We start from the raw sequence: 24521 nt of genomic DNA, 5'->3' as shown, positions 1-24521 counted from the left end.
CGCTTTCTCTTTCCTGGCAAGTCGAAGGGAGCGGCGAAACTGTAACCATGACAGTTACACTGTAGTCAAGTCGGTTACACTTCAAGGCGGGGCGGACGACACACACCGCCCGGCGCCGGCCGACAGGAGGAACCGCAGGTGAGCGCGAACAGCCGCATGAGTCTGGCGGTGCACGTCCTGACCTGGCTGGCCTACGACCGGCGGGGCACGGACGCGGAGATCGGGACGTCCCAACAGATCGCGACCAGCGTCAACACGAACCCGGTCGTCATCCGGCGCTGCCTCGGCCAGCTGCGGGACGCCGGGCTGGTCACCGTCAGCCACGGCCGGAACGGCGGCTGGGACCTGGCCCGGGACGCCGCCTCGATCACCCTGCTGGACGTCTACCGGGCGATCCCGGACGAGCCCGTCTTCGGACTGCACTCCTCGGAACCGAACCCGGAGTGCTGCGTCGGCTGCAACATCCAGCCCGTCCTCACGCACGTCTACGACCGCGCGACCGAAGCCCTGCGCCAGTCCCTGGCACAGACCTCGGTCGCCGACGTCCTGCGCGACACGCTCGCGCTGTTCCCGTCCGGCACGACCCCGCACCTGGCAACCCGCGGCCAGGCGACGGCATAGCTCCTCGGGACCGCCCGGCCCGCGGCCGGGCTCAGCGCAGGGAGCGGTAGAGGTCCAGGTGCCGGCGTGCCGCCGTGTCCCAGGTGTGCCGGGCGGCGAGGTCCCGGCCGGCGGCCCGGCGCGCCGGGTCGTCCGCGGCCAGGGCGTGGCCGAGCTCCGCGGCCAGGGTCCGGGGCGTGTCCGCGAACCGCGCCGCCGCGCCGAACACCTCCCGCAGGACGGGCAGTTCCCGCACGACCAACGGCACGCCCGCGGCCAGGGCCTCCATGGCGGCGAGCCCGAAGCCCTCCTTCAGGGAGGGGAAGGCGAAGACGCCGGCGGCCGCCACCAGGGCCGGCAGTTCCTCGTCGGGCACCGCGCCGAGGACGACCGGTTCGACGCCGAGTTCCGCGGCGCGCGCCTCCCAGCGGGCCCGGTAGTCGCGGTAGTCGAAGAGGGTCTCGCCGCCCGCGATGACCAGCTTCACCTCGCCGTTGAGCAGGGCGTACGCCTCCAGCAGGTCCAGGGAGCCCTTGCGGGGTTCGATGCCGCCGACCGTGAGGACGTACCGGCCGAGGCGCGCGCGCCATCGCTCCCGTGCCCTCGGGTCGGTGGCGGCGAAGCGGTCGTAGGCCACCCCGTTCGGGATGACCCGCGCCGTCAGGCCCCAGCCCTCCCGCAGTTCCTCGGCCACCGGCCGGGAGACGCAGATGTGCGCGTACGGCTCGACGATCGCCCTCTCGTGACAGGCGGCCAGCTCGGGCGTGGTGAAGTGGTCGAGGTGGTGGACGGTGCGGACACAGCGGCCGACGGCGTTGGCGCTGATGCAGTCCTGGGCGTGCACGATGTCGTACGGCGCCGGGTCGAAGGCGGCGCGGAGGGTGGCGATGGAGCGCAGGACGCGGGCGCCGACGCCCTCGCCGTCCGGCCCGTCCGGGAAGGGCACGATCCGCAGCCGTACCGCGGGATCGACCGGGCGGAAGAAGCCCGCGTCGCCGCCCCGGCCGAGCGTCCACACGGTCACGTCCTCGCCCAGCGCCGCGAGGGCCTCGGCGAGGGCGAGGGTGTGGACGACTCCGCCGCGCGGCCTGGTGGAGTAGCTGAGCAGGGCGATCTTCACGAGGGTGCCTCCCGGTAGGCGCCCGGCCGCCGTTCGTCGAGGTGGCGCAGGACGCGGCGGGCACGGTCGATCTCCTCGGACACGTCGACCTCGGCGACGGCCAGGCCGGCCTTCGCCCAGGTGCGGGCGAGGATGTCGCCGCCGGGCCCGACCACCTTGGCCTGGCCGAGGAAGCGCATGCCGCCCATGGCGCCGGTCTGGTTGGAGGAGGCGAGGACGACCTGGTTCTCGGCGGCGCGGGCCTGGTCGTAGAGGTCGAAGAGCCTGGCCTGCCGGTCCTGGGCCATGCGCGGGGCACGGTTGGTGATGCTGGTGGGCCAGGCGGACAGGCAGGCGAGGATCTCGGCGCCGTCCAGGGCCAGCGAACGGGCGGACTCGGGGAAGGTCTTGTCGTAGTCGATGAGCATGCCGAGCCGCCCGACGGGGGTGTCGAAGGCGTCGAAGCGGTCGCCGGGCGCGTAGGCCGCCGTCTCTCCGGCCGGGAGGTGGACCTTGCGGTGGCGGCCGAGGATCCCGTCGCCGGACACGCACACCGCGGCGTTGTAGCGTTCGGTGCCGCCGTCCTCGCGGTAGCCGACGCAGACCACCATCTCGGCGGCCAGCCGGGCGACCTGGAGGATCAGCGGGTCGTCCGGCTTCAGCGCGGGCGGCAGCGCCTCCGGGTCGGGGTGGCGCAGGTCGGCCAGGTAGCCGCCGAGCGCCGCGTCCGGCAGCACCAGGAGTCCGGCGCCCGACGCGCGGGCGTCGTCGATCAGCTTGGCGATCCTCGCCAGGTCGAACTCCAGGTCGCGCCCGAAGTGGGCGGCCACGGCCGCGATCCGGATCGTGCTCATACGGTGACTGCTCCCGCGGGTGTGTAGGTGTCCGGACGCCGGTCGCGCAGGTGCCCCATGGCCCGGCGGGCGGTCTCCAGAGCCTGTACGACGTCCAGTTCGGCGACGGCGGTACCGGCCGTCACGCCCGTGTCCGCGAGGATCTCGCCGCCGGGGTCGACGACCTTGGCGCTGCCGACGAAGCGTAGCGACCCGAAGGTGCCCGCCTGGTTGGCGGACAGCCACACGATCTGGTTCTCCAGCGCCCGCGCCCGGTCGAACAGGTCGAAACGCCGCTTCCAGCGGTCCTCCGCCAGATTCGCCGCCGCGTTGGTGCGGGCGCCCGGCCAGGCGGAGACGCACACCCCGATCTCGGCGCCGTCGAGGGCGAGGGCCCGGGCGGACTCCGGGAAGGCCTTGTCGTAGCAGATCATCATGCCGATCCGGCCGACCGGGGTGTCGAAGGCGTGGAAGCGGTCCCCGGAGGCGTAGCTGGCGTCCTCGCTCAGCGGCTGGTGCACCTTGCGGTGGTTGCCGAGGACGCCGTCGCCGGTGACGCAGACGACACTGTTGTAGCGGGTGTCCCCGGCGGCCTCGCAGTAACCGGCCACGACGGTCATCCCGCCGGCGAGGTCCGCCAGCCGGCGGATCTCCGGGCCGTCGAGCGCGAGTGCCGGCGGGCCGGCGTCGAGCGCCGTGTCGTCGTCCAGGCTGAGCAGATAGCCGCCCAGGCACGCCTCGGGCAGGGCGAGCAGCCGTACGTCCCGCTCGCGGGCCTCCTCGATCAGTCGCCCGGCGATCGCGAAGTCCTCGTCCAGGTCGCGGCCGAACTCGGCGGCGACGGCCGCCATGCGCAGGGTGGTCATGCGGGTCCCATCCCGGTCACCGTGGACGTGACCGCTTCCGTGATCTCGCCGTCGGGCCAGCGCAGCCCGACACCTTCTCCAGTGGTCAGTGCGCCGCACTCGGCGCCGGTGGCGGGCCCGGCGGCGAGCGGCGGTGCGCCCGGGGTGTCGGCGGTGAGCATGGCGAACCCGGGGAAGCAGGTCAGCCAGTCGCCCGTGGTCGCCGCCCGCGGCCGCGGTACGGCGGCCACGTCGAGCACCGCCCGGCAGCCGCTCGCCTCGGCGAGCATGCCGAGGGTGCCGGCGATCCCGGCCATCGACACGTCCTTGGCGGCGGCGGGCCGGGCGGCGGCCACCGCGCCGGTCATGGCGCGCAGTTCGTCCGTACGGCGGCGGCTCGTGGAGTCCCACTGGCGGCCCCGGTAGCCGGGGCGCCAGCCGCCGCCGAGGTCGGCGGTCAGCCGGACGGCGTGTCCGGGCCGGCCCCCGCCGCCCGGCACCGGGTGCGCGGTGCGGCCGAGGGCGGTGACGGACAGGGCGGCGGGCACGCCGAGCTGGGTGTGGCCGCCGAGCACCGGAACGCCGTACGCGTGTGCCGCGCGCCCCAGCCCGTCCAGCACCCGTGCCGCGTGGTCGGCGTCCTTCGCGCCCAGCGCGTCCAGCAGACCGAGCGGCGAGGCTCCCATCGCCGCGAGGTCGTTGACGTTGACCAGGACCGCGCACCAGCCGGCCCACTCGGGGGCGCGCTCGACCATCGACGGCACGATCGCGTCGCACGCGGCGATCACGTCGGTACCGGGCACGGGTGCACCGTCGTCGCCCAGGAAACCGGCGCCGCCGAGGGCGGCCCGCTCGCTGGGCAGGAGCCCGCCGCGCGGGTCCGGCCGCCGGGCGCGGGCCGCCCGTTCGTGCAGGCCCGCGAGCAGCGGGCCGAGGGCGGCCTTGGCGGCGGCGGCCTGGGCTTCGATCCGGCCGATCGGCCACCGCATCAGCACATGAGGAGCGCCCGCCACGGTGACCGGGCGCACGCGGTGCCAGCCCAGCCGCCGGAACAGCACCTCGTTGCGGCTCTGCACGGTCGCGTCGAACCGCAGCACGCCCTCCGCCTCCGCCCGGGCGCAGGCGGCCCGGACCAGCGCGCCGCCGATGCCCCGGGGCCCGCGCGCACCCGGCGCGACGACCAGCCGTCCGCCCGCCCACCAGCCGAGGTCCGGCCCGTCGTGCACCGGGCCCAGGCGTACCCCGCCGACGACGGCTCCGTCCCGGTCCCGGGCGACCAGGACCACGGTACGGGGGTCGGCGTCGCGGTCGTCCAGGTCGTGTCCGGTGAACAACCGCTGTTCGTGGACGAAGACTTCGGTGCGCAGCCGCCGATAGGCCGCCAACTCGTGGGCGGTCTCGGCCTGTTGGATGCGGAAGGCCGGCCGGCGGGCGAGGGTGCTGCGGTCGCCGAGCAGTGCCAGGATGTCGGTCTGCTCGCCCGTCGCGGGGGCGGTCACGTCGTCGAGGTACACCGCCCTCACCCGCCCGCGGTCCCGAGCACGCTGCACGCCCCGCAGGCCGCACAGCCCGCCCGCTGGTCGGCGCCGCGCATCCCGGCGGCCCGCAGCTTCGCCGCCACGCCCTCGGTGACGTACCGGAGGAGTTCGGCGGCCGGGGCCGGGACGCCGTCGCGCGCGGCGAGGGTGCCGCCCATGGGCCGGAAGGGGACGACGAACGGATACACCCCCCGCTCGATCAACCTCCCTGCCCCGTCGATGAGTTCGTCGGGGTCCTCGCCGAGTCCGACCAGCAGGTAGGTCGACACCCGGTTCGGTCCGAAGACCCGTACCGCCTCGTCCCAGGCGGCCTCGTACTCGGCCATCGGGACGGACGACTTGCCCGGCATCCAGCGCCGGCGCACCTCGTCGTCGAGGGACTCGGCGTGGATGCCGATGGCGGTGGCCCCGGCGTCGCGCAGGGCCCGGATCCAGGACAGGTCCCCCGGCGGTTCGCACTGCACCTGGATCGGCAGGCCCGGGACGGCCCGCAGGACCGCGCGCACGGAGCGGACCAGGTTGCGGGCGCCCCGGTCGGCGCCGGTGGTGGTGCCCGTGGTCATCACCATCTGCCTGACGGCGTCCAGCCGCACGGCCGCCTCGGCGACCTCGGCGAGCTGCGCCGGGGTCTTGGCGGCGACGGTCGCTCCGGAGCGCAGGGACTCCTCGATGGTGCAGAACCGGCAGCGGTCGGACTCGGCGTAGCGGATGCAGGTCTGGACGACGGTGGTGGCGAGGACGTCGGCGCCGTGCAGACGGGCGATGTGCTCGTACGGGGTGCCGTCGGCGGTGCTGAGGTCGTAGAACTTCGGGCGGCGTACGGCGGTGAGGGTGAGGCCGGTGTCCTCGTCCCCCAGCCACACCCGGCCGTCGCGCACCCGGTAGGGGCTGTCGGGGTTGGTGGGCAGCGCGGCGTTGGCACCGTCGACGAGGACGTGTCCGTCGTCGCTGGGTCCCGCGCCGTCGGGGCGCCGTACGGGAGCGTCCAGCGCCACCCCGCGCAGGGCGAGTTCGGCGCGGGTCGTGATGCGGACGTCCACGGCGGTCGATCCGGTGCCAACGCTCACGGCGGGCCCCCTACAGCTGGTAGGTCGAGTTGATGATGGCGCCCTTGCGCGCGTAGTGGATCAGCGCGTCCTGGACGTCCAGGGGGTGGGTGGGGATGACACCCTCGATGAGGTCCTCCTCGCGGGCGCCGTGCAGGGAGAGGCCGAAGCGGCAGCAGTAGACCTTGCCGCCCTCGGCGATGAACGTCTTGAGCTGGTTGTTGATGTTGTGCTCGCCGGGGAAGGCGGAGTTGCCGACGGTCGGAAAACCGCGGGTGGCAAGGCAGTTGAGGGAGCCGGGGCCGTAGAAGTAGATGGCGGTCTCGAAGCCCTTGCGCAGGGCGCGGGTGGCCTGCAGGACCGCGACGAAGGACACCGAGGACTCGTGGGCGATGCCGTGGACCAGGGTGAAGTAGGTCTCGCCGTCCTCCGCCCGGTAGTCGGGGAAGACCTTGGTGGAACCGTAGATGCTGGTGCCCTCGGGCAGTGCGGGGTGCGGGATCTCGTCGAGGGACTTCCGCTCGACGTCGCTGAGTTCGGCGGTCTCGGACATGGCTGTCTCCTTGCCTGGTACGGGAGGTGGATGGAGGTCAGTCGTAGAGCGCGGCGAACGTGTCCCGGAAGACCCGGTCGCCCAGTTCGCCGCCGCCGGCGGCGGCCGTCATCCGGGCGTACTCCCCGGTGAAGTCGCCCCAGGGCTGGTCGCTGGCGAAGAGCACGCGGTCGTGGCCGAGGCCGCGGTGCTCGATCTCCCGGGCCAGCCAGTACGGCAGGAAGCCGATGGCCCAGGAGAGGTCGGTGTAGACGCGCTTGCCGGCGGCGATCCAGTCGAAGAACCGGGAGCCGGCGAGCTTGATGTGGCCGCTCATCCCGCCGCCGAAGTGGACGAGATGGACGGGGACTTCACCGGCGTACCACTCGACGAGGTGGCCCACCTCGTCGATGTCCGAGGCCGCGCCCGGGGAGGTGTGCACATGGACCACCAGGCCGTGGCGGGCCGCCATGGCGAAGATCCGGTCCAATTGCGGGCGGCAGGCCGGGTCCGTGGGCCGGCCGCCGAGCAGGAAGCTGAGCTTCAGGGCCTTCACCCCGGGCTCGCCCGCGAGTTTCAACGCCTGCTCGGTGCGCTGCGCGTCCTCGGGCCGGGGCGAGACCCACAGTCCGGCGCGGATCCGGTCGTCGCTCTGGGCCGCCTCGATCGCCAGCTCGTTGAAGGAGAACGCGATCGCGGGGTCGGGGACGCCGTAGTTCGGGATGACCAGGGCGCGTTCGGTGCCTTCCGCGTCCAGGTCGGCGATCAGCTGCCTGACCGTGGCGCGGGCGGTGGTGTCGGGGCGGACGGGCGGGCCGCCGTAGAAGGGGAAGGCGGGCAGCACCCCGATGTGGCGGTGCGCGTCGTAGACCATGGCTCGGTACCGGTCCTTCAGCCGATCGGGAGGGCGGAGGCGAGGTCGCTCGGGGCGCCGGTGAGGGTGCCGCACACGTCGGCGAGGCGGCGGGAGGCGTCGATGTGGCCCGCGAGGAACTCCGCGTCCCGGCCCACCGCTTCGAAGCGCCCCGAGCCCCACGAGTACTGCCAGGGCAGGCCCAGGAAGTACAGGCCGGGGACGCTGGTGGCGCCGCGCCAGTGCATCGGGTAGCCGCGGCCGTCGAAGACGGGAATCTCGATCCACCGGTGGTCGCGCCGGAAGCCGGTCGCCCAGACGACGGAGGTGATGCCGGCCTCGGCGAGGTCGAGTTCGCGGGGCTGCTCGGCGGGTTCCCACACGGGCACGTACCGGGGCTCCTCCGGGGCGTCGACGCCCCGCGCCGTGATGTGGGCGTCGATCGCGTCCTTGATGCCCTCCGCCACGGCGTCCGCGTGGTCCAGGTTCGTCCTCAGGTCGTCGGCGAACTCCGTCCGCCCGCCGCCGATCGCCGTGAGCCGGCCGTACAGGCGCATCCCGTCCCGGGCGAACGCGCGCAGGTCGATGTCCCGGCCGCCGCCCCGGCCCGTGACGTAGTGGTTGACCCGCATACGCACGGCGCCGGCGTCGTCGAACTCGTCGATGCTCTTGCCGTAGTGGCCCATGTCGTCCAGCCAGGCCACGCAGTCCCGGCCGCGGTAGAAGCGGGCCACGCGCGGGGCGCTGCCGACGGCCAGGTGCACCCGCCGGCCCGCCAGATGCAGGTCCTCCGCTATCTGGCAGCCGGACTGGCCGGTGCCCACGACGAGCACGGCTCCGTCGGGGAGCCGCTCCGGGCTGCGGTAACCGGAGGAATGGACCTGCTCGATGGAGTCGGGCAGCCGCTGGGCCATCGGCGGGACCGACGGCGTGTGGTACGGGCCGGTGGCGACCACCACCTGGTCGGCGGTGAAGTCCCCTGCCGTGGTGGCGAGTTCGTACGTCCCCTGCGGCGCCCGGCGCAGCCGGGTGACCGACACGCCCTCCGCCAACGGCGGCCGGAAGAAGGCGACATAGTCCTCCAGGTACCGGACGATCTCGTCACGGACCATGAAACCGCCGGGGTCGTCGCCCTGGTACGGGAACCCGGGAAGACGGCACTGCCAGTTCGGGGTCACCAGGCAGAAGGAGTCCCAGCGGCGTTCACGCCACTCGTGGCCGACCCGGTTCCTCTCGATCACGACGTGCCCGACACCGCGTTGCCGCAGGGCGTAGCTGACGGACAGGCCCGCCTGGCCGCCGCCGATCACGGCCACCGGGTGGTGGGACCCGGCGAGTTGGAGCGCCGGGCTCACCGAGGGCTCCCGTCCGCGCCGGTCAGGGACTCGACGGTGACCTTGGCACCGGGGACGGACGTGTACGCGGCGGCGGTCCGCTCGATCTGCGCGAGCTGGTCGGAGGCGCCGGTGCAGTGGAAGCCGAACTTCTCCTTCACCCGCTCCCCGGCGATTCCCAGGGCCGTTCGACTGCGCTCCACGAAATCGGCGAGTCCATATTCACCGCCGGCCGAGAAGTAGTCCTCCACAACCGTGGAAGGGGAATAGCAGCGCTGGGTCGCACCGTCGGGCCAGCGCACGTGAAAGTACGTCTCAGGCATGAGATCCTCCGGGGGAGGCACCGAGGCAGTGACCTCTCGCCGCTGCCTTACGGAGAACCACTTCAGCCCCGGCCCATTACCCGTCGAAGTCATCCGGAACAAGGCGGAGTTACCAAGACCTCACCGCGATCCCGGGGAACGCGTAACGCGTCTCCATTCCGGACGAATCACTTGGCACACCCATCCCTGTGCACACGGCATCTACGTACTCGACGGCACTCTGACGACCCACCAGGGCGAATATCCCGCGGCGACGACTGACGCACACCGGGCCCGAATTCGCGTCCGCCCCGAACACTCCGGTGCTAGACGGTCACATGGGCGTAGACCCAGGGCGCGGAGGCGTCGGTCTCGTCGACGGTCAGCAGGCCCGTGCCGACCGTGTCACCCTGTTCGGGGATGTCCGCGTAGAGGCCGGCGAGGTGGTGCCCCTTGGCGTCGATCTTCCAGGACAGCCCGACGGAGTCGATGTCGTCCTGGTCCAGGACGGCGTCACCTGCCGCCAGGTCCCCGGTGGTTCTCCCCAGGGACGTGACGAACTCCTTGAGGCCCGCCGGGGTGGTGCGGAAACGCAGATAGAGGTCCTGGCCGCTCTCCGCGCTGCCGTCACCCGGGACCACCAGGTAGGACGCGTCCCGGGCGGCGGCCGGCACCGCGAGCCGGAAGGTCTGCTGGAGCGCGGAGCCGGGGACGCCGTGTTTCTCCGCCGCGGTTCCGGAGGAGGACACGGGCGTCTGCGGAGTGACGGACACCACCGGCCAGACCACCACCGCGACGGCGGCCAAGAGCAGCACACCGCACAGCACGAGCAACAGCGGGACGGCGGCCCCCCGCGGAAGGCGCTCCTGGCGCACGGTGTCCGGCATCACGGCTTCTTCCTCATCATGGCCAGTCCCTGTTCCGTCTTGGCAGAGTCCCGCCCTGCGCGCATACAAATACCCGGGTGCCGGGACTCACACCGAGAACTCGCGTATCACCGTGTTGCGGAACACCGCGCTGCCGCCGATCGTGAACAGTGCGAGCCGGGTGTCCAGCAGGTACGGGAACACCTGGCTGGTGTGCACGTAGCGGCCGTCGTCGACGAACATCTCCACGGAGGTGCGGTCCACCAGGATGCGCAGCTTCACCGTGCCGGCGGACGGGTCGAACGGGGTGTGGCTCTCCTGCCACTTGCCGGACGTGTCGGCGTTCACCGTGTTGCGTCGGTTGAGGAAGGCGTAGTCGGCGTAGATCCCGGCGTCGATGTGCCGACCGCCGTCCGGAGAACGCCTCAACTGGAGCCCCGCGCCGGTTAGTTCGGACCAGGTGATCTCGGTCGTCACCTCGTAGGAGATGCCGGTGTAGTCGAGCAGCGTCGTGCCGTCCACGGTCACGTCGCCGAGGTTCACGGTGCGGGAGACGTGCGCGTCGAGGCCGGCGACGGGCTGGGAGGCGAGGTAGTAGGTGCCGTCGGATGCCCGCTTCAGGGTGACCTCGCGGACGATGGAGTCGGTGCCGTTGAACCCGTCGCAGTCGATGGTCGGGGTGGTGTTGGCGTAGTCCCAGTCGTTCACCCAGCCGATCGCGTACCGGGCGGCCGCGTCCACCGCGCCGCTCGCGTCCCGCTTCTCGAAGGTGACGGCGGCGTACCAGTCCCAGCCGTGGTCGAGCCACTGCGGGTCACTCGCGTCGGCGGTGAACGCGCTGCCGTCGAAGGAACCCGTCCAGTACGCGTACGTGTTGGGCAGCCCCGAGCCCTTGCCGTTGGCGCTCACGCCCAGCACCCACTTGACGGTGCCGTCGGCGGCGGTGACGCGGAACAGGTCGGGGCACTCCAGGACGCCGATGCCGTCATGGACGAAACCACCCACGTACGCCCAGGACTTGAGGTCGTCGGAGTGGTAGAAACCGATCTTGTCGTTCTCGGCGAGGGCCATCACCCAGCGGCCCCGGTCCTCGTCGCGGATCACCTTGGGGTCGCGGAAGTCGGCGACACCCGGGTTGGGCAGGACCGGGTCGGTCCCGTAGTTGCCGAAGGTCAGCCCGCCGTCGGTCGAGTAGTACAGGAACTGCTCCTGGTGGTCGGTGCCGCCGCCGGGGGACATGGTGACGATGACGACGACCGCGCCCGCGCCGAATCCGGCGGTGTTGCCGGTGTCGACCACCGCCGAGCCCGACCAGAGATCGCCGTTGGGCGTGGTGTCCTTGGGTACGGCGACCCCGCGGTCGGTGAAGGAGACCAGGTCCGTGGTAGTGGCCAGGCGCCACGCGGTGCCGACGGCGCCGGTGAAGTAGTCGGCGTTGTAGAGGTAGTAGTAGTGGTACTCGCCGTCGACCCAGACGGGCCGCTGCGGGTCGTTCTTCCACTGGTCGGGGACCGTGAAGTGGTACCCGGCGCGGTAACTCGCCCCGCTCGCCGCGGCCTCGGCTTCGGCTTCGGCCTTCGGTGCGGCCGTGGCCGTTCCCGTCGGCAGCAGTACGGCGGCTCCACCGGCGGCCGACCCCGCGAACAACGCTCTCCGGGAGATCCCGGGGATCCCCGAGGTTCCGGGCATGACGCATCGCCCCTTTCATGACTCATGACGCACCACGCACAAGGCGTGAAACAGCGGCTCGTGTGAACGAGGACTGTAGACCTAACTCGTTAAAGGTCAAGCGTTCCCGACCCTTGACAGGCCCTCGGCCCGGTTCCCATCATCTGGGGCATCACCCCTGAACTAACACGAGTTAGGCCCGTTCGATGACTGACTCGCACCTCCCCCGCCGCACGCTGCTGCGGTACGGCGCGTACGGGGCGGGGGCAGCCGCCCTGGCCGGTACCGCCGCGAGCTGGGACCGGCTCACCGGAGCCGACATCCCCGGCCGCGACGACGGCTCCCTCGTCGTCGCCACCCTGGGCTCCGCCTTCGACCCGGCCACCGTCGACGCCCTCGCCAAGGGCTTCCACCGTCTCCACCCCGACATCCCGCTGCGCGTGAACGCGGTGCAGGCCGTCGACTGGTCGGACTTCTTCGCGAAGATCCTCACCCAGATCGCCGCGGGCACCGCGCCCGACCTGGTCTACGTGGCCACCGAGGGCGTGCAGTTGTTCGCCCGGCAGCTCGGCGTGCCACTGGACCACTGGGTGCGCCGGGACGCGGCGGAGCTGCGTGAGTACTTCGCCGACGTCCACCCCTCGCTGGTGGAGTCGATGATGTACGAGGGCAACCTCTACCAACTCCCCATGGAGTTCAACGCCGCCGACATGTACCTCAACAAGCAGGTGCTGAAGCGGGCGGGCGCGGGCTTCCCTGCGGCCGACTGGAGCCGCGACGACTTCACCGCGCTGCTGCGGGAGTTGAAGCGGGCTAGCGACACGCACTTCACGCCGTACTTCTGGACCAACCGGCTGTGGGGCGGCGTGGTGCCCTGGCTCTTCGCGAACGGCACGAACCTGCTGAAGGAGTCCAGGGCGCCCGGCGGCTCCTGGCTGTGGGACACCTTCTACCCGGCCGCCGACCGGCAGGGGCGCGGCGGGGGCTTCCGCTGGACGACCCCGCAGGCCACCGCCGACCGGGTCGAGGAGGCGTACGACTATCTCGCCTCCCTCGTCCAGGAGAACCTGTGCACCCGGCCCGAGGGCGGCAACGGCAGCAACCTGGTCGGCGTGTTCTCCACCGGCCGCGTCGGCGTCACCCCGGCGGGCGGCTTCTGGGCGGGCGGCCTGCAGCTGGCCGGCATGCGGGCCGCCGACTACGACGTGCAGTACTTCCCGCGCTGGCGTACCCAGCGCCACCAGTTCGGCGCGGCGGGCTACGCGCTGCTGCGCACCTCCAAGAAGCAGGAGGCCGCCTGGGAGTTCATCAAGTACACCGCCCGCAAGGGCACCATGACCCGGCTGTTCCGGAGCAACCAGACCACCCCGGCCCGCCGTTCGATGCTGAACGCCGCCCGCTACGCCGAGAGCGGCCCGGCGCACTGGCAGGTCTTCTACGACACCCTCGACCGGTTCCCCGACACGGGCCCGATCCCCGCACCGCCGCAGGTCGCCGAGGTGACCGACGTCCTGCTCAAGTACACCGGCACCGCGCTGGCCTCGCCGCGCGCGGTGGGTCCCGCGCTGCGCCGGATGCAGGGCGACCTGGAGCAGGCCATGGAGCGTGAGATATGACGAACACCCAGGTACTGCAACTGAGTTCACGGCCCACCCCGCCACCCGCCGTCCCCGCCCGGCCCTCCGCCCGCGACCGTGGCACCCGGCTGCTGGCCGCGCTGTTCCTGGCGCCCACGGTCGTGGGCATCGTCGTCTTCACGGTCGTACCGATCATCGGGTCGATCGTGCTGAGCCTGTTCCACTGGAACGTGATCGACCCGCCCCGCTTCGCCGGCGGCGCCAACTACCGCACGATGTTCTCGGATTCGACCGTCCTGGTCTCCTTCCGCAACACGCTCTTCTTCATGGTCGTCGCGGTCGCGCTGCAACTGCTGATCGCGCTGACGCTGGCGATCGCGCTGAACGGCCGGATGCCGGTGTGGCTGCGGTCGGTGTTCCGTTCGGCGTTCTTCTTTCCGCTGGTGCTGTCCGCCGCGTCGATCTCGGTGGTGATGAAGTACCTGTTCAACCAGGACTTCGGGGTGGTGAACTGGCTGATCGGCCTGGTCGGGGTCGCGCCCGTGCCCTGGCTGACCTCGGAGCACGCGGCGATGGCCACGGTGATCCTGGTCTACGTCTGGCAGCAGTTCGGCTTCTCGTTCCTGCTGTTCGTCGGCGGTCTGAACAACATCCCCAAGGAGATCCACGAGGCCGCCGCCCTCGACGGCGCGAGGGGCCTGCGCAAGCACCTCGGCATCACGCTGCCGCTGCTGTCGCCGACGCTGCTCGTCGCGTCGGTCGTCGGCATCATCAACGCCCTGCAGGTCTTCGAGCAGCCGTACGTCCTCACCGACGGCGGACCCGGCGACTCCACCCGCACCGTGGTCATGGTGATCTACGAACGGGCCTTCGAGCAGCTGAACTTCGGTGAGGCGTCCGCGGTGGGCGTGCTGCTCTTCGCGCTGATCATGGCGGTCACCGCCGTCCAGTTCCGGCTCAGCCGGCGTTTCGTCCACTACCAGTGAGCCGGTGAGCCGCATGAGCGCTACGAGCCAAGCAGTTCCGTCCCTGAGCCGCGTACGGTATTCGCTCTCCCCCTGGACCCGGATCGCCGCACTGACCGTGTGCGCCCTGGTGACGCTCGGCCCGGTCATCTGGACCGTCTCCACCTCCCTGCGCACCCCCGCCCAGTCCTTCGACCTGCCCCCGCGGATCATCCCGACGCACCCGACGACCGCCGCCTACCACGGGGTCTTCCAGCAGATCGACGTATGGCTGCTCGCCCTGAACTCCACCCTGGTGACGGCGCTGATCGCCGTCGGCCAGATGATCACGGCGGGCCTGGCCGGATACGCCTTCGCGCGCCTGGAGTTCCGCTTCAAGAAACCGCTGTTCGGCCTGGTCCTGGCGACCATGATGGTGCCGTTGCAGGTCACCATCGTGCCCGTGTTCCTGGTGCTGAAGTCGATGGGCCTCACCGACACGCTCCTCGGCCTGATCATCCCGGCCTTCCCGACCGCCTTCGGCACCTTCCTGATGCGCCAGTACTTCCTCGGCATGCCGAAGGACCTGGGCGAGGCGGCCATGCTGGACGGCGCGGGGCCCTGGCGGATCTTCCGCTCGGTGTACGCGCCGCTGGCCGCACCCGGCCTGGCGATCGTCGGCGTACTGGCCTTCAACTACCACTGGAACGAGTTCTTCCGCCCGCTGATCCTGGAGACCTCCGGCCAGAACTACACGCTTCCGCTGGGCCTGGTCTCCCTCCAGGGCAACCTCGGCACCGGGTCGATCTCGGTGGTCCTGGCCGGGGTCGTGCTGTCGATGCTCCCTGCCGTCGCCGTGTTCGTCGTAGGCCAGCGCCCGTTGCGCGAGGGCATCACCTCGGCAGGAGTCAACAGGTGACCCACACCCCCCGTTTCCGGGTCCGTCCGCCCGCCGGCTGGATCAACGACCCCAACGGCCCGTTCCGTTGGCGCGACCGCCACCACCTCTTCTTCCAGTACAACCCCGACTCCCCCATCCACACCGACATCCACTGGGGCCACGCCTCCAGCCGCGACCTGGTCCGCTGGGACCACCACCCGGTCGCCCTCGCGCCGGCACCCGGCGGCCCGGACGAGGCCGGCTGCTGGTCGGGCTGCGTGGTCGACGACGCCGGCACACCGACCGCCGTGTACACGGGAATCGACCACGGCCACACCGGTCTCGGCACCATCTGCCTGGCGCGGGCGGCGGACCCGGACGACGAGCTGCTGACCGAGTGGAAGCCACTGCCGACGCCGGTGGTGACGGGCCCGCCGCCGGGCCTGGACGTGGTGATGTTCCGCGACCCCTTCATCTTCGGCTTCACGGACCGGCGTTGGGCCCTCGTCGGGGCCGGGCACGCCGACGGCACGCCGTCGGTCCTGCTCTACGACTGCGACGACCTGGCCGACTGGCGGTTCGCCGGTGTGCTGCTGGACGGCAACGACCCGGTGGCCGCCGGGGCGTTCGGCGACAAGGGGGCGGTGGGCTGGGAGTGCCCGCAGCTGTACGGGACACCGGGCGGCGACCACGTACTCCTCCTGTCCCTGTGGGACGGGGATCCGTGCTCGACCGGATATCTGACCGGCCGTCTGGAAGCGGATGGCGAGGGCGGGTTGGGGTTCGTGACGCGGGTCGGCGGTCGGCTCGACCAGGGGCGGGACTTCTACGCTCCCGCCGTGCTCCAGGAGCCGGACCGCGCACTGCTGTGGGGCTGGTCGTGGGAGGCCCGCCCGCAGGAGGAGGTGGCGCGTGCCGGATGGGCGGGCGTACTCACCGCGCCACGGGTCGTCGACGTACACCCCGACGGCTCGCTGCGCGTCCGCCCGGCCCCCGAACTCGAACTCCTGCGCCCGGCCGAGCCGTTCGTCACCGCACCGGGCCGGACTCCGCTCCCGGGGACGTACGACCTGACGGTCACCGCATACGGACCGACCACGGTGAGCCTGCTCCGGAACTCCGCGGGCCGCGAGCTGACCGTCCGGGTGGACCCCGCCTCGGGGACCGTCCTCCTCGACCGCAGCGCCTGGCCCCGGACCGGCAGGGAGGGTTCCGCCCCGATCACCGTGCACGTGCCGAAGGCGCCGGACCTCGCGCTCCGGCTGCTCGTCGACGGCTCGCTCCTCGAACTCTTCGTCGCGGAGCGGGCGATGGTCACCGAGCGCGTCTACCGGCGCCCCGGCGACATCGCCGAGCTGACGGTCGACGGGCCGGGTGCCCGGGTCACCGGGTGGGCGCCGGACCCACGGAGTCCCGGCTGACCACGGCACCGGCCAGCCGCCGGACGGTCGCGGGCGGTGTCCGGCCGGTGTCGATGGCGTCCAGGAGCAGCCGGGCCGCCGCCTCGCCCATCGCCCGGTGCGGCAGCGCGACCGAGGTGAGGGGCGGGGTGAGGAACGCGGCCATGTGCTCCTGGTCGTCGTAGCCGACCACCGACAGATCGGCGGGAACATCGATCCCGAGCCGGGTCGCGGCGTGCAGGACACCCGCCGCGACCCGGTCGTTGTAGCAGAGGACGCCCGTGGGGCGGCGGCCCGGCCCGGCCCCGTCGAGCAGGCGCAGCGCCCCCGCGTATCCGGCGGAGATCTCCCCGCCGCCGCGCACGATCCACTCCTCGGGCAGGGTGACGCCCTCGGCGCGCAGCGCGTCCCGGAAGCCGCGGGTGCGTTCCGCCGAGGCGATGTCGTCCAGTCCGCCGATCACGGCGAGCCGGCGGTGCCCCGCGCCGAGCAGCAGCCGGGCCGCGGCACGGCCGCCGGCGCGCTCGGCGGGGACCACGGCGGGCAGGGAGTCGTCCTCGGGCAGACAGTTGGCCAGCACGGAGTGGGTGCGGTGCAGGCCCTCGGGGACGCGTACCCGGCGCAGGGACATGGCCGCGTAGATGATGCCGTCCACGCGGCGGTCGAGGAGTTCCGCGACGGCCGCGTCCTCCTTGGCCGGGTCACCGCCGGAGTCGACGGTGAGGACGAGATGATCGCTGTCCCAGGCGGTCTCCATGGCCCCGCGCAGCAGCCGGCCGGCGAACGGCGAGGACGCGATCTCGTCGGTGACCAGCCCGATCACGGCCGTACGACGGCGGCGCAGACCGCGGGCGACGGGGTCGGGGCGGTAGCCCAGCTGGGCGGCGGCCTGCCGGATGCGTTCCTGGGTGGCAGGCGAGAGGTTGCCCTCGGCACGGCCGTTGAACACGAAGGACACCGCGGTGTGCGACACGCCGGCGAGCTGGGCCACGTCCCGCGACGTCGGCCGCCCGGCCCCCGTGCCCCTGCTCTCCCCGGCACCACCCACGCCGTCCGCCGCCTTCGCCCAGCCCGTCCCTGTCGATCACCGTCCACCCTATCCGCGGGGGACGCCACGGCACACGGGAGACCCCGGGCCCTGAGGGCCGGCTTCGGGCGGGGCGCGAGCACGTCTGCCGCTGGTCAATGACAGAGCTGCAGGTCAGAGCGTTGGCGGCACCGGCCGTCTTCCCAGGTCGGACGAGGTTTGACGCCTCACCCCTGCTCGGCCCTTGCCAGTCCTTTCCCGTCCTTGTGTCCAGCCTGCGTCACGAGCGCGTCCCCGCTGGACGAGCCAGGCCGCCGCAGGGTCCGCTCCAGCGCACTCGGGCCACGCCACCGGCCGTCCTGCAGCCTTTACGATGACTCCTGTTACCGCAGTGCAGAAGGAGACGCTGGGCATGCGACGGTTGGGTGATCTGGAGGCGGAGATCATGGACCGTCTGTGGAGGTGGAGGCGCTCGGCGACCGTGCGCGAGATCGTCGACGACATCAACCGGACCCGGCCCGTCGCCTACACCACCGTGATGACCGTGGCCAACATCCTCCACAGCAAGGGCTGGCTGGTGCGCGAGCAGAAAGACGGCCGCGCCTGGCTCTACGAACCGGTCCGCACGCGGGAAGAGTACGCGGCCGCCCTCATGGAGGACGCCCTGAGTGCCAGCGAGGATCGCCCCGTTGCGCTGACCCACTTCGTGGACCAGATGTCGTCGGCCGAGATCTCCGCGCTCCGCAAGGCCCTTCGGAACGCGGGAAAACGCGCGGACACATGACCGTGGCCCGGCGCGCCGCTGCCGCCGCCGCTGCCGAGCCGGGACGAGGTCAAGTCCAAGGCGGACCTGTGTACCGCGTGGGTCTGTGCACGGGAAGGGCGCAGATCCTGCACGCCCCGCGGCCCGGCGCCGTCGTCCGGTACGAGTCAGTGGACACGATCGGCGGGCCTTTCGTGTCCGGCGTCCGCGTCCGGCCCCGATTCCGAGACGTCCCGGGCAAGGCTCCCGGCTTTCCGACCACCGCCCCCGCACCTCGGTGAGGCGGCGGTCCGTCCGGGCGTCCGTCAGGCCTGGTAGGCCACCAGCGCCATCATCCCCGCCTCGCCGTGGTAGGCGTTGTGGCAGTGCAGCATCCACTGCCCCGGGTTGTCGGCGTCGAAGAACACGGACACCGTCCTCTTCGGCAGCACGATCGTGGTGTCCTTGCGCGGACCGGCGGTGCCGAGCTGGTAGGTGTGGCCGTGCAGGTGCATCGGGTGCCACATGGTGGTCTTGTTGACGAAGTCCAGGCGGACCCGCTCGCCCTGCTCGACCAGGACGGGGTTCGCGGTCGGGTCGTTCATGTCGAACCGCTTGCCGTTGACACCCCAGTCGTACTTGCCCATGCCGCCGGTCAGTTCGATGCGGTGGACGCGGTCGGCCTTCTTCGAGTCGAGACGGACGTCGTCCGCCGCCTCCAGCTGGGCGGCGGACATGATCATGCCGTCCAGCTGCGAGGGGCGGACGGTGGGCTTCGGCATGCTGCCGGCTCCGGTACGCACCACCGCCATGCCGTTGGCACTCTTTCCCTCGGCGAGGGCGACCAGCGGGAAGACGCCGTCGTCGAGGGTGACGGTGACGTCGTACCGCTCCCCCATACCGACCAGCAGAGCGTCGACAGATGTCGGCTTGACCGGGAAGCCGTCGGTGTGGGTGATCGTCATCCTGTGACCGCCGAGCGCCACCCGGTACGCGGTGTCGCCGGCGGCGTTGAGGATGCGGAGCCGGATCCGCCGGCCGGGCTTGCCCGTGTAGACGTCCGGGTCTGCCGGGACACGCCCGTTGACCAGGTGGTAGGGGTACTTGACGTCGCCGGCGTCGCCGCCGAGCAGCTTGCTGTCGGCACTCATGAGCATGAACTTCATCGGCATGCCTCCGGAGGAGGACGCGGACGCCGACGGAGAGGCACTCATGCCGTCCATGCTCCCGCCGCTCATGTCCATGCCGCCCATGCCCATACCCATGCCCCCCGTGCCCATGCCGCCCATGCCCTGCTTGAGTTCGGCGAAGACCTCGTCGGGGGTGCCGGTGACTCCGTCGACCCAGTCGTCGAGCACGACGACCCACTCGTCGTCGTACTGAAGCGGTTCCCTGGGGTCTTCCACGATCAGCGGGGCGTGAAGACCCCGGTCGAGCTGGACGCCGACGTGCGGATGGAAGAAGTAGGTGCCGGGGGCGTCGGCGACGAAGCGGTAGGTGAAGTTGCTGCCGGCGCGTACGGCGGCCTGCGTGACCGGGGGCACGCCGTCCATGTCGGCACGCAGGGCTATGCCGTGCCAGTGGACGGAGGTGGTCGTCTTGTCGGGCAGCTGGTTGGACAGCTCGGCGACAAGAGTGTCGCCCGCGGACAGGCGCAGTTCCTTGCCCGGAGCCCGGCCGCCGAAGGCCCAGCTGTCGGCCATGACCCCGCCGCCGAGGTCGAGCATGGCGCGCGCCGCGGTCAGGGTCACCTGCCGCGTCCTGCCGGTGCTCCTGCGCTTCTTCTCGACGGCGACGACCTCCGCGCCATCGGGGCTGACCAGAGAGGGGGTCGAGTTGCCGGAGCCGTTGCTGCACGCGGCGAGCGCGCCCGCGCCCGCGACGCCGAGCCCGGCCAGCAGGAAGGAGCGGCGGTTGATGATGTTCATGTCGTTCACGTGGGGAGTCCTCTACTCGGTGTGGCGTCGGCCGGACCGCGCGCGGGCAGCACCGCTCGCGTACCCGGGGGGACGCGGCGGCGGCTCGCGGGATCCGGCCTAGATCAGCAGCCGGGAGAGGACGGAGAGATCAGGGGGCGCGCGGTACGACGTCCCGGTCGGATCGCGCTGGACGGACATGGCTGGGAAGGCATCCGGCCGGACGGCGGTGACAGCGGCAGGCGGCGGCAGAAGTGTCGCCGTGCCGACGTTCACGGCCGAGCAGTGCTGCATGCCGGGACCGGAGCAGGCACCGCCGTCACCGCCCATCGCCGTGTTCGCGGTCCTGAGGGCCGTGCCGTGCACGGCCGGGGCGGCCGTCGGGGTCATGGCGGCGGTCATGGCGGCGGCGGTCATGTGATCCGTGCCGGCCATCGCACTCGTGGAGTGGGTGGGCATGACCGCGGACGTCGTGTCGTGGTGGACGAGTACGGCGAGTGCGGCGAGCAGCGCGACGACCACGGCCCGCGCGCAGCGCGCAGCGCCGCCTCGGGCTCCGGCCTGCCGGTCTGTGGCTGTCGTCATCGCCTTCCGCGCTCTGTTCTGTCTGACACGACCCACCCACTATACCTACTGGGGTATATGCATCTACTAAGTGGGCTGCGCACACAACGTCGACCGACGACCGGCCTCCGCAGGGCACGCGGCGCCCGTCATCCCGAGGCGGCCATCTTCTTGCCCGCGGGCGTCACGGCGAACCATGTGCCGTTCTTGCCCTGGCCGTTCATCTCGCCGGCCTTGGTGTCGCCCATGTAGCGGTACAGCGGCCAGCCGGCGAGGGTGACCTGCTTCATGCCGTCGTCGCGGGTGAGGACACCGACCTTGGCCTGCACGCCCATCCCCTGCGGGGTGCCGTCGGCCATGACCGGCATCCAGGTCTCCGCACAACTACCGGTGCACATCGACATGTTCACCTGGTCCTTGTCGTAGCGGTAGAGCGTGAAGCCCTGGGCGTCGGTGACCACCGTCCCCATGCCGGACATCGCCTTGGACATCAGCATGTTCGTGCTGACCATGTGGCCCGTGCCACTGCTCGCGGTGGACGTGCCACCGGCGGCGGGCGCCGTGGTCCCGGCGGGTGCGGAGGTCTCCGGCGCGACCGCGCCGGTGTTCGTGGAGTTGTCGCTGGACGATCCACACGCGGTGAGCAGCAACGCCGAGGCGACGCCCGAGGCCATGACGAGGGCAATGCGGTGCCGGGACACGAAATTCTCCCTTGTTGTCACACGGATTATCTACTGATGCCCTTAGTACGTTAGTGGACAGCGAATCGTTCAGACACAGGAGACACACATGGCCACGGTGTTGTACGGCCCGTAGTGGGGAGACGACGGTGTCCGTCTCCAACGGGCAGGCGCCCTCGCCGTGCCCGGTCCCAGGCACCTCCGCCCGCTCGCCGGACCCGCACACATTCTTGAAGTTCTGCTGCAGTAGGGCTGGTCTGCCGCTGCCGGTCGTCTCCCTAGTGTCGGCCACGTGAGTACACGCCCCGGCGTGTACTCACCCTCCCCCGCGTTCCTCCCTCCCCCGGAGTGCCCGAGATGGCCGACAGCAACACCCGTACGACGCAGCCGCCGCACCGTCCGCCCCGCAACTCCCTTGTCCGTCCGAACAAGTGGTGGATGCTCGGTGGGGTCTCCGTGGCCACGTTCATGCTGCTGCTCGACGTGACGGTCGTGAACGTCGCCCTGCCCGACATGCAACGCTCGCTGGACTCCAGCTTCTTCGACCTGCAGTGGGTCATCGACTCCTACGCCCTGACGCTGGCGGCGTTCCTGCTCGCCGCGGGCACGCTGGCGGACCGGCTGGGGCGGCGGCGCGTCTTCGTGATCGGGCTCGCGATCTTCGCTGTGGCCTCACTCACGTGCGGTCTGGCCACCGGGACGGCGATGCTCAACACCGCCCGGGCCGTCCAGGGCGTCGGCGGCGCAGTCATGTACGCCGTCTCGCCCGCGTTGATCGCCAACCACTTCCAGGGCAAGCAGCGCGGCATCGCCTTCGGCATCTCCGGTGGCGTCACGGGCCTGGCCGTCGCGCTCGGCCCGCTGATCGGCGGGGCGCTCACCGCGATCAGCTGGCGGTGGATCTTCCTGCTGAACGTGCCGATCGGCGTCCTCGTGATCGCGGTCATGCTGACCCGGGCCGCCGAGTCCCGCGACCCGCAGAGCAAGCGCATCGACTGGGCCGGTCTCGTCGTCTTCTCGGTCGCGCTCACCATGCTCGTCCTCGCTCTCATCCGCGGCGAGTCCCAGGGCTGGACGGACCCGCTCATCGTCGGCCTGTTCGTCGGGGTCGCGGTCCTGCTGCCGCTGTTCGTCCTGATCGAACGGGGCAGGCCGGAGCCGATGCTGGACCTGGACCTGTTCCGCAACCGGTCCTTCAACGGCCTCGGCCTCGCGACCCTGGCGGCCAACGCGGCACTGAACGTGGCCATCCTGCTCCAGGTGCTGTACATGCAGTACGTCCTCGGCTTCTCCGCGTACGGCACCGGCATCCGCTACCTGCCGCTCACCGTGGCCCTGTTCGTCGCCGCGGCCGTCGCGGGCACCTTCTCGGAGCGGATGCCGGCCCGGCTCCTGGTCGGAATCGGCTGTGTCGCGCTCGGGCTCGGCATGCTGGCCGTCCGCGGCATCACCACCGACTCCGAATGGACCGACCTGCTGCCCGGCATGCTGCTGGCGGGCTTCGGCATGGGGGTGTTCAACCCCGTGCGCGCTGCCAGCGCCGTGGCCCTGGTGCCGTTGCGGCGGGCGGGCATGGCGTCCGGGATCAGTGAGACCTTCCAGCAGGGCGGCGTCGCCCTGGGCATCGCGGCCTTCGGTTCCATGGCCCACAGCAGGATGGCGGACCACTTCTCCGACGCCATCGCCTCCTCGGGGCAGTTGCCCGCCCAGGAGACGGCCAGGCTCACGGACATGGTCGCCGCCGGCCAGCTCACCGAGGTGGCCGCCGCGGTGCCGCCCGGGCAGCGTGCACTGGTCGCCGGTACCGCCAACGACGCGTTCATCGCCGGAATGGACCTGGTCATGCGGGTCGGCGGGATCGTTGCGGTCGTCGGTGGGGTCCTCGGCCTCGCCCTGATGCGGCGGCGCGACTTCCCCGACCGGTCCGCCGCCCCCGAGCAGACCGCGGAACCCGTGCCCACCACCTGAACGGCCCCGCCCGGCAGGCAACGCCCGAACACCCCCGCCCACAGACCTGACGAAGAGGGAGTCCGCCATGAGCCGTTTTCTCATCTACACCGCACCGGGCAGCGGGCATGTGTACCCGTTGATCCCGACCCTGCTCGAACTGCGCGGCCACGGCCACCACATCGTCGTCTACGCCGAGGAGTCCAGCCTGGACACGCTGCGGAATCTCGGCTTCGACGCGGTGGCGATCAGCCCCGAGATCGAGAAGCGGGAGGACGACACCTGGAAGGCACACACCCCGATCGGCGCGCTGCGCCGATCGGTGGCGATGTACGTCGACCGGACCCGGCCCGAGGCCGCCGACCTCCGGAGCGCGGTGGCCGAGTGGACGCCGGACGTGATCGCGCTGGACAACAACTGCTGGGGCGCCGCCGCGGCGGCGGAGTCGTCCGGCGTGCCCTGGGCGCAGGTGGCCACCTTCCTGCTCCCGTTGACCACCCGGGACGCCCCGCCCTTCGGGCTCGGGCTCAGGCCCGCGAGGAGCTGGGTCGGCCGACTGCGCGACGAGGTGCTCCGGCAGGGCGCGCTGCCGCTGTTCAACTCGGCGCTGCCGCCGGTGAACAGGCTGCGGCGCGAGCTCGGCCTGTCAAAGGTCCGGAGCGTGCCCGACCTGTACATGACGGCACCGCTGGTCCTGTCCTACACGGCCCAGCCTCTCGAGTACCCGCGCACCGAACTCCCGCCGTCCGTCCGCTTCGTCGGCCCCAGCAGCTGGGACCCGGCCGCCGACGACGAGGAGCCTGAGTGGCTCGCCGGAATCGAGCGGCCGATCGTCCTGGTCACCGTCTCCACGGTGTTCCAGGACGACGCCAAGCTGATCCAGGCCGCCCTGGACGCCCTGGCCGACGAGCCCTACGACGTCGTCGTCACGACCGCGTCCATCGATCCGCGCCGCTTCAACGCGCCCGCCAACGCCCATCTGGTCACGTTCGTCCCGCACAGCCTGGTGCTGCGGCGGGCGGCCTGCGTGGTGTGCCACGGCGGCATGGGCATCACCCAGAAGTCGCTACTGGCCGGGGTCCCCGTGTGCATCGTGCCGTTCGGCCGGGACCAGATCGAGGTCGCACGGCGGGTCGAACTGGCGGGTGCGGGGACGCGTCTGCCCGCGGGACGGCTGACTCCGGGACGTCTGCGCGCGGCGGTGCGTCAGGCAATGGCGAAGAAGCAGCAGACCGTACGGGTGGCGGAACGGCTCGCCGCGGCCGGTGGCGCCCCGGCGGCGGCCGCCGAACTGGAAAAGCTGGTCACCGCACGGCACTGACCCGGAC

At 71.7% G+C, this 24521-nt stretch carries 23 protein-coding genes; 8 read left to right on the top strand and 15 right to left on the bottom strand.

The annotated features are described in order from the left end of the window. Nucleotides 1–138: 138 nt before the first annotated feature. Nucleotides 139–621 (top strand): Rrf2 family transcriptional regulator, encoded by a 483-nt coding sequence (locus AB0D85_RS22525; RefSeq protein WP_362322814.1) that lies wholly within the window; start codon nucleotides 139–141, stop codon nucleotides 619–621. Nucleotides 622–652: 31 nt separating this feature from the next. Here the strand turns inward: AB0D85_RS22525 and AB0D85_RS22520 are convergent, their stop codons facing one another. The 11 genes from AB0D85_RS22520 to AB0D85_RS22470 all read right to left on the bottom strand — a co-directional run bounded on the left by AB0D85_RS22520 (nucleotide 653) and on the right by AB0D85_RS22470 (nucleotide 11537). Then, entirely contained in the window at nucleotides 653–1720 is a 1068-nt protein-coding gene (locus AB0D85_RS22520; protein ID WP_362322812.1) for an MSMEG_0565 family glycosyltransferase, read from the bottom strand. Further along, nucleotides 1717–2553, bottom strand: coding sequence for a carbon-nitrogen hydrolase family protein (locus AB0D85_RS22515; RefSeq protein ID WP_362322810.1), 837 nt, complete (start codon nucleotides 2551–2553; stop codon nucleotides 1717–1719). The genes AB0D85_RS22520 and AB0D85_RS22515 overlap by 4 nt, the downstream gene beginning before the upstream one ends. Then, on the bottom strand, nucleotides 2550–3398 hold the full coding sequence (locus AB0D85_RS22510) for a carbon-nitrogen hydrolase family protein (RefSeq protein WP_362322808.1): 849 nt from the start codon (nucleotides 3396–3398) through the stop codon (nucleotides 2550–2552). The genes AB0D85_RS22515 and AB0D85_RS22510 overlap by 4 nt, the downstream gene beginning before the upstream one ends. Further along, nucleotides 3395–4891: an MSMEG_0567/sll0787 family protein gene (locus tag AB0D85_RS22505; RefSeq protein WP_362322806.1), complete on the bottom strand. Its 1497-nt coding sequence runs from the start codon at nucleotides 4889–4891 to the stop codon at nucleotides 3395–3397. The genes AB0D85_RS22510 and AB0D85_RS22505 overlap by 4 nt, the downstream gene beginning before the upstream one ends. Nucleotides 4892–4896: 5 nt before the next feature. Further along, nucleotides 4897–5982, bottom strand: a complete 1086-nt coding sequence (locus AB0D85_RS22500) for an MSMEG_0568 family radical SAM protein (RefSeq protein ID WP_362322804.1) — start codon at nucleotides 5980–5982, stop codon at nucleotides 4897–4899. Nucleotides 5983–5992: 10 nt separating this feature from the next. Beyond that, nucleotides 5993–6514: an MSMEG_0572/Sll0783 family nitrogen starvation response protein gene (locus tag AB0D85_RS22495; protein ID WP_362322802.1), complete on the bottom strand. Its 522-nt coding sequence runs from the start codon at nucleotides 6512–6514 to the stop codon at nucleotides 5993–5995. 37 nt (nucleotides 6515–6551) lie between these two features. After that, the gene (locus AB0D85_RS22490) at nucleotides 6552–7367 is read right to left on the bottom strand and encodes an amidohydrolase family protein (RefSeq protein ID WP_362322800.1); all 816 of its coding nucleotides are present in this window, start codon (nucleotides 7365–7367) and stop codon (nucleotides 6552–6554) included. A gap of 17 nt (nucleotides 7368–7384) precedes the next feature. Then, nucleotides 7385–8701, bottom strand: coding sequence for an MSMEG_0569 family flavin-dependent oxidoreductase (locus AB0D85_RS22485; protein WP_362322798.1), 1317 nt, complete (start codon nucleotides 8699–8701; stop codon nucleotides 7385–7387). Then, complete coding sequence (locus AB0D85_RS22480; protein ID WP_362322796.1) at nucleotides 8698–9003, bottom strand: MSMEG_0570 family nitrogen starvation response protein; 306 nt, start codon at nucleotides 9001–9003, stop codon at nucleotides 8698–8700. Before AB0D85_RS22480 ends, AB0D85_RS22485 begins: the two co-directional genes overlap by 4 nt. A 305-nt stretch (nucleotides 9004–9308) precedes the next feature. Beyond that, nucleotides 9309–9869, bottom strand: a complete 561-nt coding sequence (locus tag AB0D85_RS22475; protein ID WP_362322794.1) for a hypothetical protein — start codon at nucleotides 9867–9869, stop codon at nucleotides 9309–9311. Between the two features lie 87 nt (nucleotides 9870–9956). Then, nucleotides 9957–11537 (bottom strand): GH32 C-terminal domain-containing protein, encoded by a 1581-nt coding sequence (locus AB0D85_RS22470; RefSeq protein WP_362322792.1) that lies wholly within the window; start codon nucleotides 11535–11537, stop codon nucleotides 9957–9959. Between the two features lie 185 nt (nucleotides 11538–11722). On the opposite strand from AB0D85_RS22470, the gene AB0D85_RS22465 reads away from it, so the two are divergent. The 4 genes from AB0D85_RS22465 to AB0D85_RS22450 are packed head-to-tail and all read left to right on the top strand — an operon-like array spanning nucleotide 11723 to nucleotide 16338. Beyond that, complete coding sequence (locus tag AB0D85_RS22465) at nucleotides 11723–13132, top strand: extracellular solute-binding protein (protein WP_362322789.1); 1410 nt, start codon at nucleotides 11723–11725, stop codon at nucleotides 13130–13132. Next, complete coding sequence (locus AB0D85_RS22460; protein WP_362322787.1) at nucleotides 13129–14079, top strand: sugar ABC transporter permease; 951 nt, start codon at nucleotides 13129–13131, stop codon at nucleotides 14077–14079. Before AB0D85_RS22465 ends, AB0D85_RS22460 begins: the two co-directional genes overlap by 4 nt. 13 nt (nucleotides 14080–14092) lie before the next feature. Next, nucleotides 14093–14956: a carbohydrate ABC transporter permease gene (locus AB0D85_RS22455; RefSeq protein ID WP_362322785.1), complete on the top strand. Its 864-nt coding sequence runs from the start codon at nucleotides 14093–14095 to the stop codon at nucleotides 14954–14956. Beyond that, nucleotides 14953–16338, top strand: coding sequence for a glycoside hydrolase family 32 protein (locus AB0D85_RS22450; protein ID WP_362322783.1), 1386 nt, complete (start codon nucleotides 14953–14955; stop codon nucleotides 16336–16338). Before AB0D85_RS22455 ends, AB0D85_RS22450 begins: the two co-directional genes overlap by 4 nt. Here AB0D85_RS22450 and AB0D85_RS22445 read toward each other — a convergent pair. Further along, nucleotides 16301–17365, bottom strand: a complete 1065-nt coding sequence (locus AB0D85_RS22445) for a LacI family DNA-binding transcriptional regulator (protein ID WP_362322781.1) — start codon at nucleotides 17363–17365, stop codon at nucleotides 16301–16303. The genes AB0D85_RS22450 and AB0D85_RS22445 overlap by 38 nt on opposite strands. Nucleotides 17366–17756: 391 nt before the next feature. On the opposite strand from AB0D85_RS22445, the gene AB0D85_RS22440 reads away from it, so the two are divergent. After that, nucleotides 17757–18128, top strand: coding sequence for a BlaI/MecI/CopY family transcriptional regulator (locus AB0D85_RS22440; protein WP_362322779.1), 372 nt, complete (start codon nucleotides 17757–17759; stop codon nucleotides 18126–18128). A gap of 284 nt (nucleotides 18129–18412) precedes the next feature. On the opposite strand, the gene AB0D85_RS22435 is transcribed toward AB0D85_RS22440, so the two are convergent. The 3 genes from AB0D85_RS22435 to AB0D85_RS22425 all read right to left on the bottom strand — a co-directional run bounded on the left by AB0D85_RS22435 (nucleotide 18413) and on the right by AB0D85_RS22425 (nucleotide 21267). Next, nucleotides 18413–20014, bottom strand: a complete 1602-nt coding sequence (locus AB0D85_RS22435) for a multicopper oxidase family protein (RefSeq protein ID WP_362323287.1) — start codon at nucleotides 20012–20014, stop codon at nucleotides 18413–18415. A 108-nt stretch (nucleotides 20015–20122) separates the two neighbouring features. Then, nucleotides 20123–20587 (bottom strand): hypothetical protein, encoded by a 465-nt coding sequence (locus tag AB0D85_RS22430; protein WP_362322777.1) that lies wholly within the window; start codon nucleotides 20585–20587, stop codon nucleotides 20123–20125. Nucleotides 20588–20715: 128 nt separating this feature from the next. Continuing rightward, complete coding sequence (locus tag AB0D85_RS22425; RefSeq protein WP_362322775.1) at nucleotides 20716–21267, bottom strand: hypothetical protein; 552 nt, start codon at nucleotides 21265–21267, stop codon at nucleotides 20716–20718. 336 nt (nucleotides 21268–21603) lie between these two features. Here AB0D85_RS22425 and AB0D85_RS22420 point away from each other — a divergent pair, with 336 nt between their 5' ends. Together AB0D85_RS22420 and AB0D85_RS22415 are read left to right on the top strand one after the other, a co-directional pair. Further along, entirely contained in the window at nucleotides 21604–23214 is a 1611-nt protein-coding gene (locus AB0D85_RS22420; RefSeq protein ID WP_362322773.1) for an MFS transporter, read from the top strand. Nucleotides 23215–23281: 67 nt separating this feature from the next. After that, nucleotides 23282–24514 carry a nucleotide disphospho-sugar-binding domain-containing protein gene (locus tag AB0D85_RS22415; protein ID WP_362322771.1) on the top strand — a complete coding sequence of 411 codons (1233 nt, stop codon included), beginning with the start codon at nucleotides 23282–23284 and terminating at the stop codon, nucleotides 24512–24514. Nucleotides 24515–24521: the final 7 nt, after the last annotated feature.

The organism is Streptomyces sp. NPDC048277 (assembly GCF_040652235.1).
GTDB lineage: Bacteria > Actinomycetota > Actinomycetes > Streptomycetales > Streptomycetaceae > Streptomyces.
The sequence above is the reverse complement of the archived record's forward strand: the minus strand, read 5'-3'. Positions and strand labels throughout refer to the sequence as shown.

Excerpts from the sequence above, each read along its gene's own strand:
- AB0D85_RS22515 (WP_362322810.1), bottom strand. The coding sequence starts at position 2,553 with ATGAGCACGATCCGGATCGCGGCCGTGGCCGCCCACTTCGGGCGCGAC.
- AB0D85_RS22510 (WP_362322808.1), bottom strand. The coding sequence starts at position 3,398 with ATGACCACCCTGCGCATGGCGGCCGTCGCCGCCGAGTTCGGCCGCGAC.
- AB0D85_RS22495 (WP_362322802.1), bottom strand. The coding sequence starts at position 6,514 with ATGTCCGAGACCGCCGAACTCAGCGACGTCGAGCGGAAGTCCCTCGAC.
- AB0D85_RS22490 (WP_362322800.1), bottom strand. The coding sequence starts at position 7,367 with ATGGTCTACGACGCGCACCGCCACATCGGGGTGCTGCCCGCCTTCCCC.
- AB0D85_RS22480 (WP_362322796.1), bottom strand. The coding sequence starts at position 9,003 with ATGCCTGAGACGTACTTTCACGTGCGCTGGCCCGACGGTGCGACCCAG.
- AB0D85_RS22475 (WP_362322794.1), bottom strand. The coding sequence starts at position 9,869 with ATGCCGGACACCGTGCGCCAGGAGCGCCTTCCGCGGGGGGCCGCCGTC.
- AB0D85_RS22470 (WP_362322792.1), bottom strand. The coding sequence starts at position 11,537 with ATGCCCGGAACCTCGGGGATCCCCGGGATCTCCCGGAGAGCGTTGTTC.
- AB0D85_RS22465 (WP_362322789.1), top strand. The coding sequence starts at position 11,723 with ATGACTGACTCGCACCTCCCCCGCCGCACGCTGCTGCGGTACGGCGCG.
- AB0D85_RS22460 (WP_362322787.1), top strand. The coding sequence starts at position 13,129 with ATGACGAACACCCAGGTACTGCAACTGAGTTCACGGCCCACCCCGCCA.
- AB0D85_RS22455 (WP_362322785.1), top strand. The coding sequence starts at position 14,093 with ATGAGCGCTACGAGCCAAGCAGTTCCGTCCCTGAGCCGCGTACGGTAT.
- AB0D85_RS22440 (WP_362322779.1), top strand. The coding sequence starts at position 17,757 with ATGCGACGGTTGGGTGATCTGGAGGCGGAGATCATGGACCGTCTGTGG.
- AB0D85_RS22435 (WP_362323287.1), bottom strand. The coding sequence starts at position 20,014 with ATGAACATCATCAACCGCCGCTCCTTCCTGCTGGCCGGGCTCGGCGTC.
- AB0D85_RS22430 (WP_362322777.1), bottom strand. The coding sequence starts at position 20,587 with ATGACGACAGCCACAGACCGGCAGGCCGGAGCCCGAGGCGGCGCTGCG.
- AB0D85_RS22420 (WP_362322773.1), top strand. The coding sequence starts at position 21,604 with ATGGCCGACAGCAACACCCGTACGACGCAGCCGCCGCACCGTCCGCCC.
- AB0D85_RS22415 (WP_362322771.1), top strand. The coding sequence starts at position 23,282 with ATGAGCCGTTTTCTCATCTACACCGCACCGGGCAGCGGGCATGTGTAC.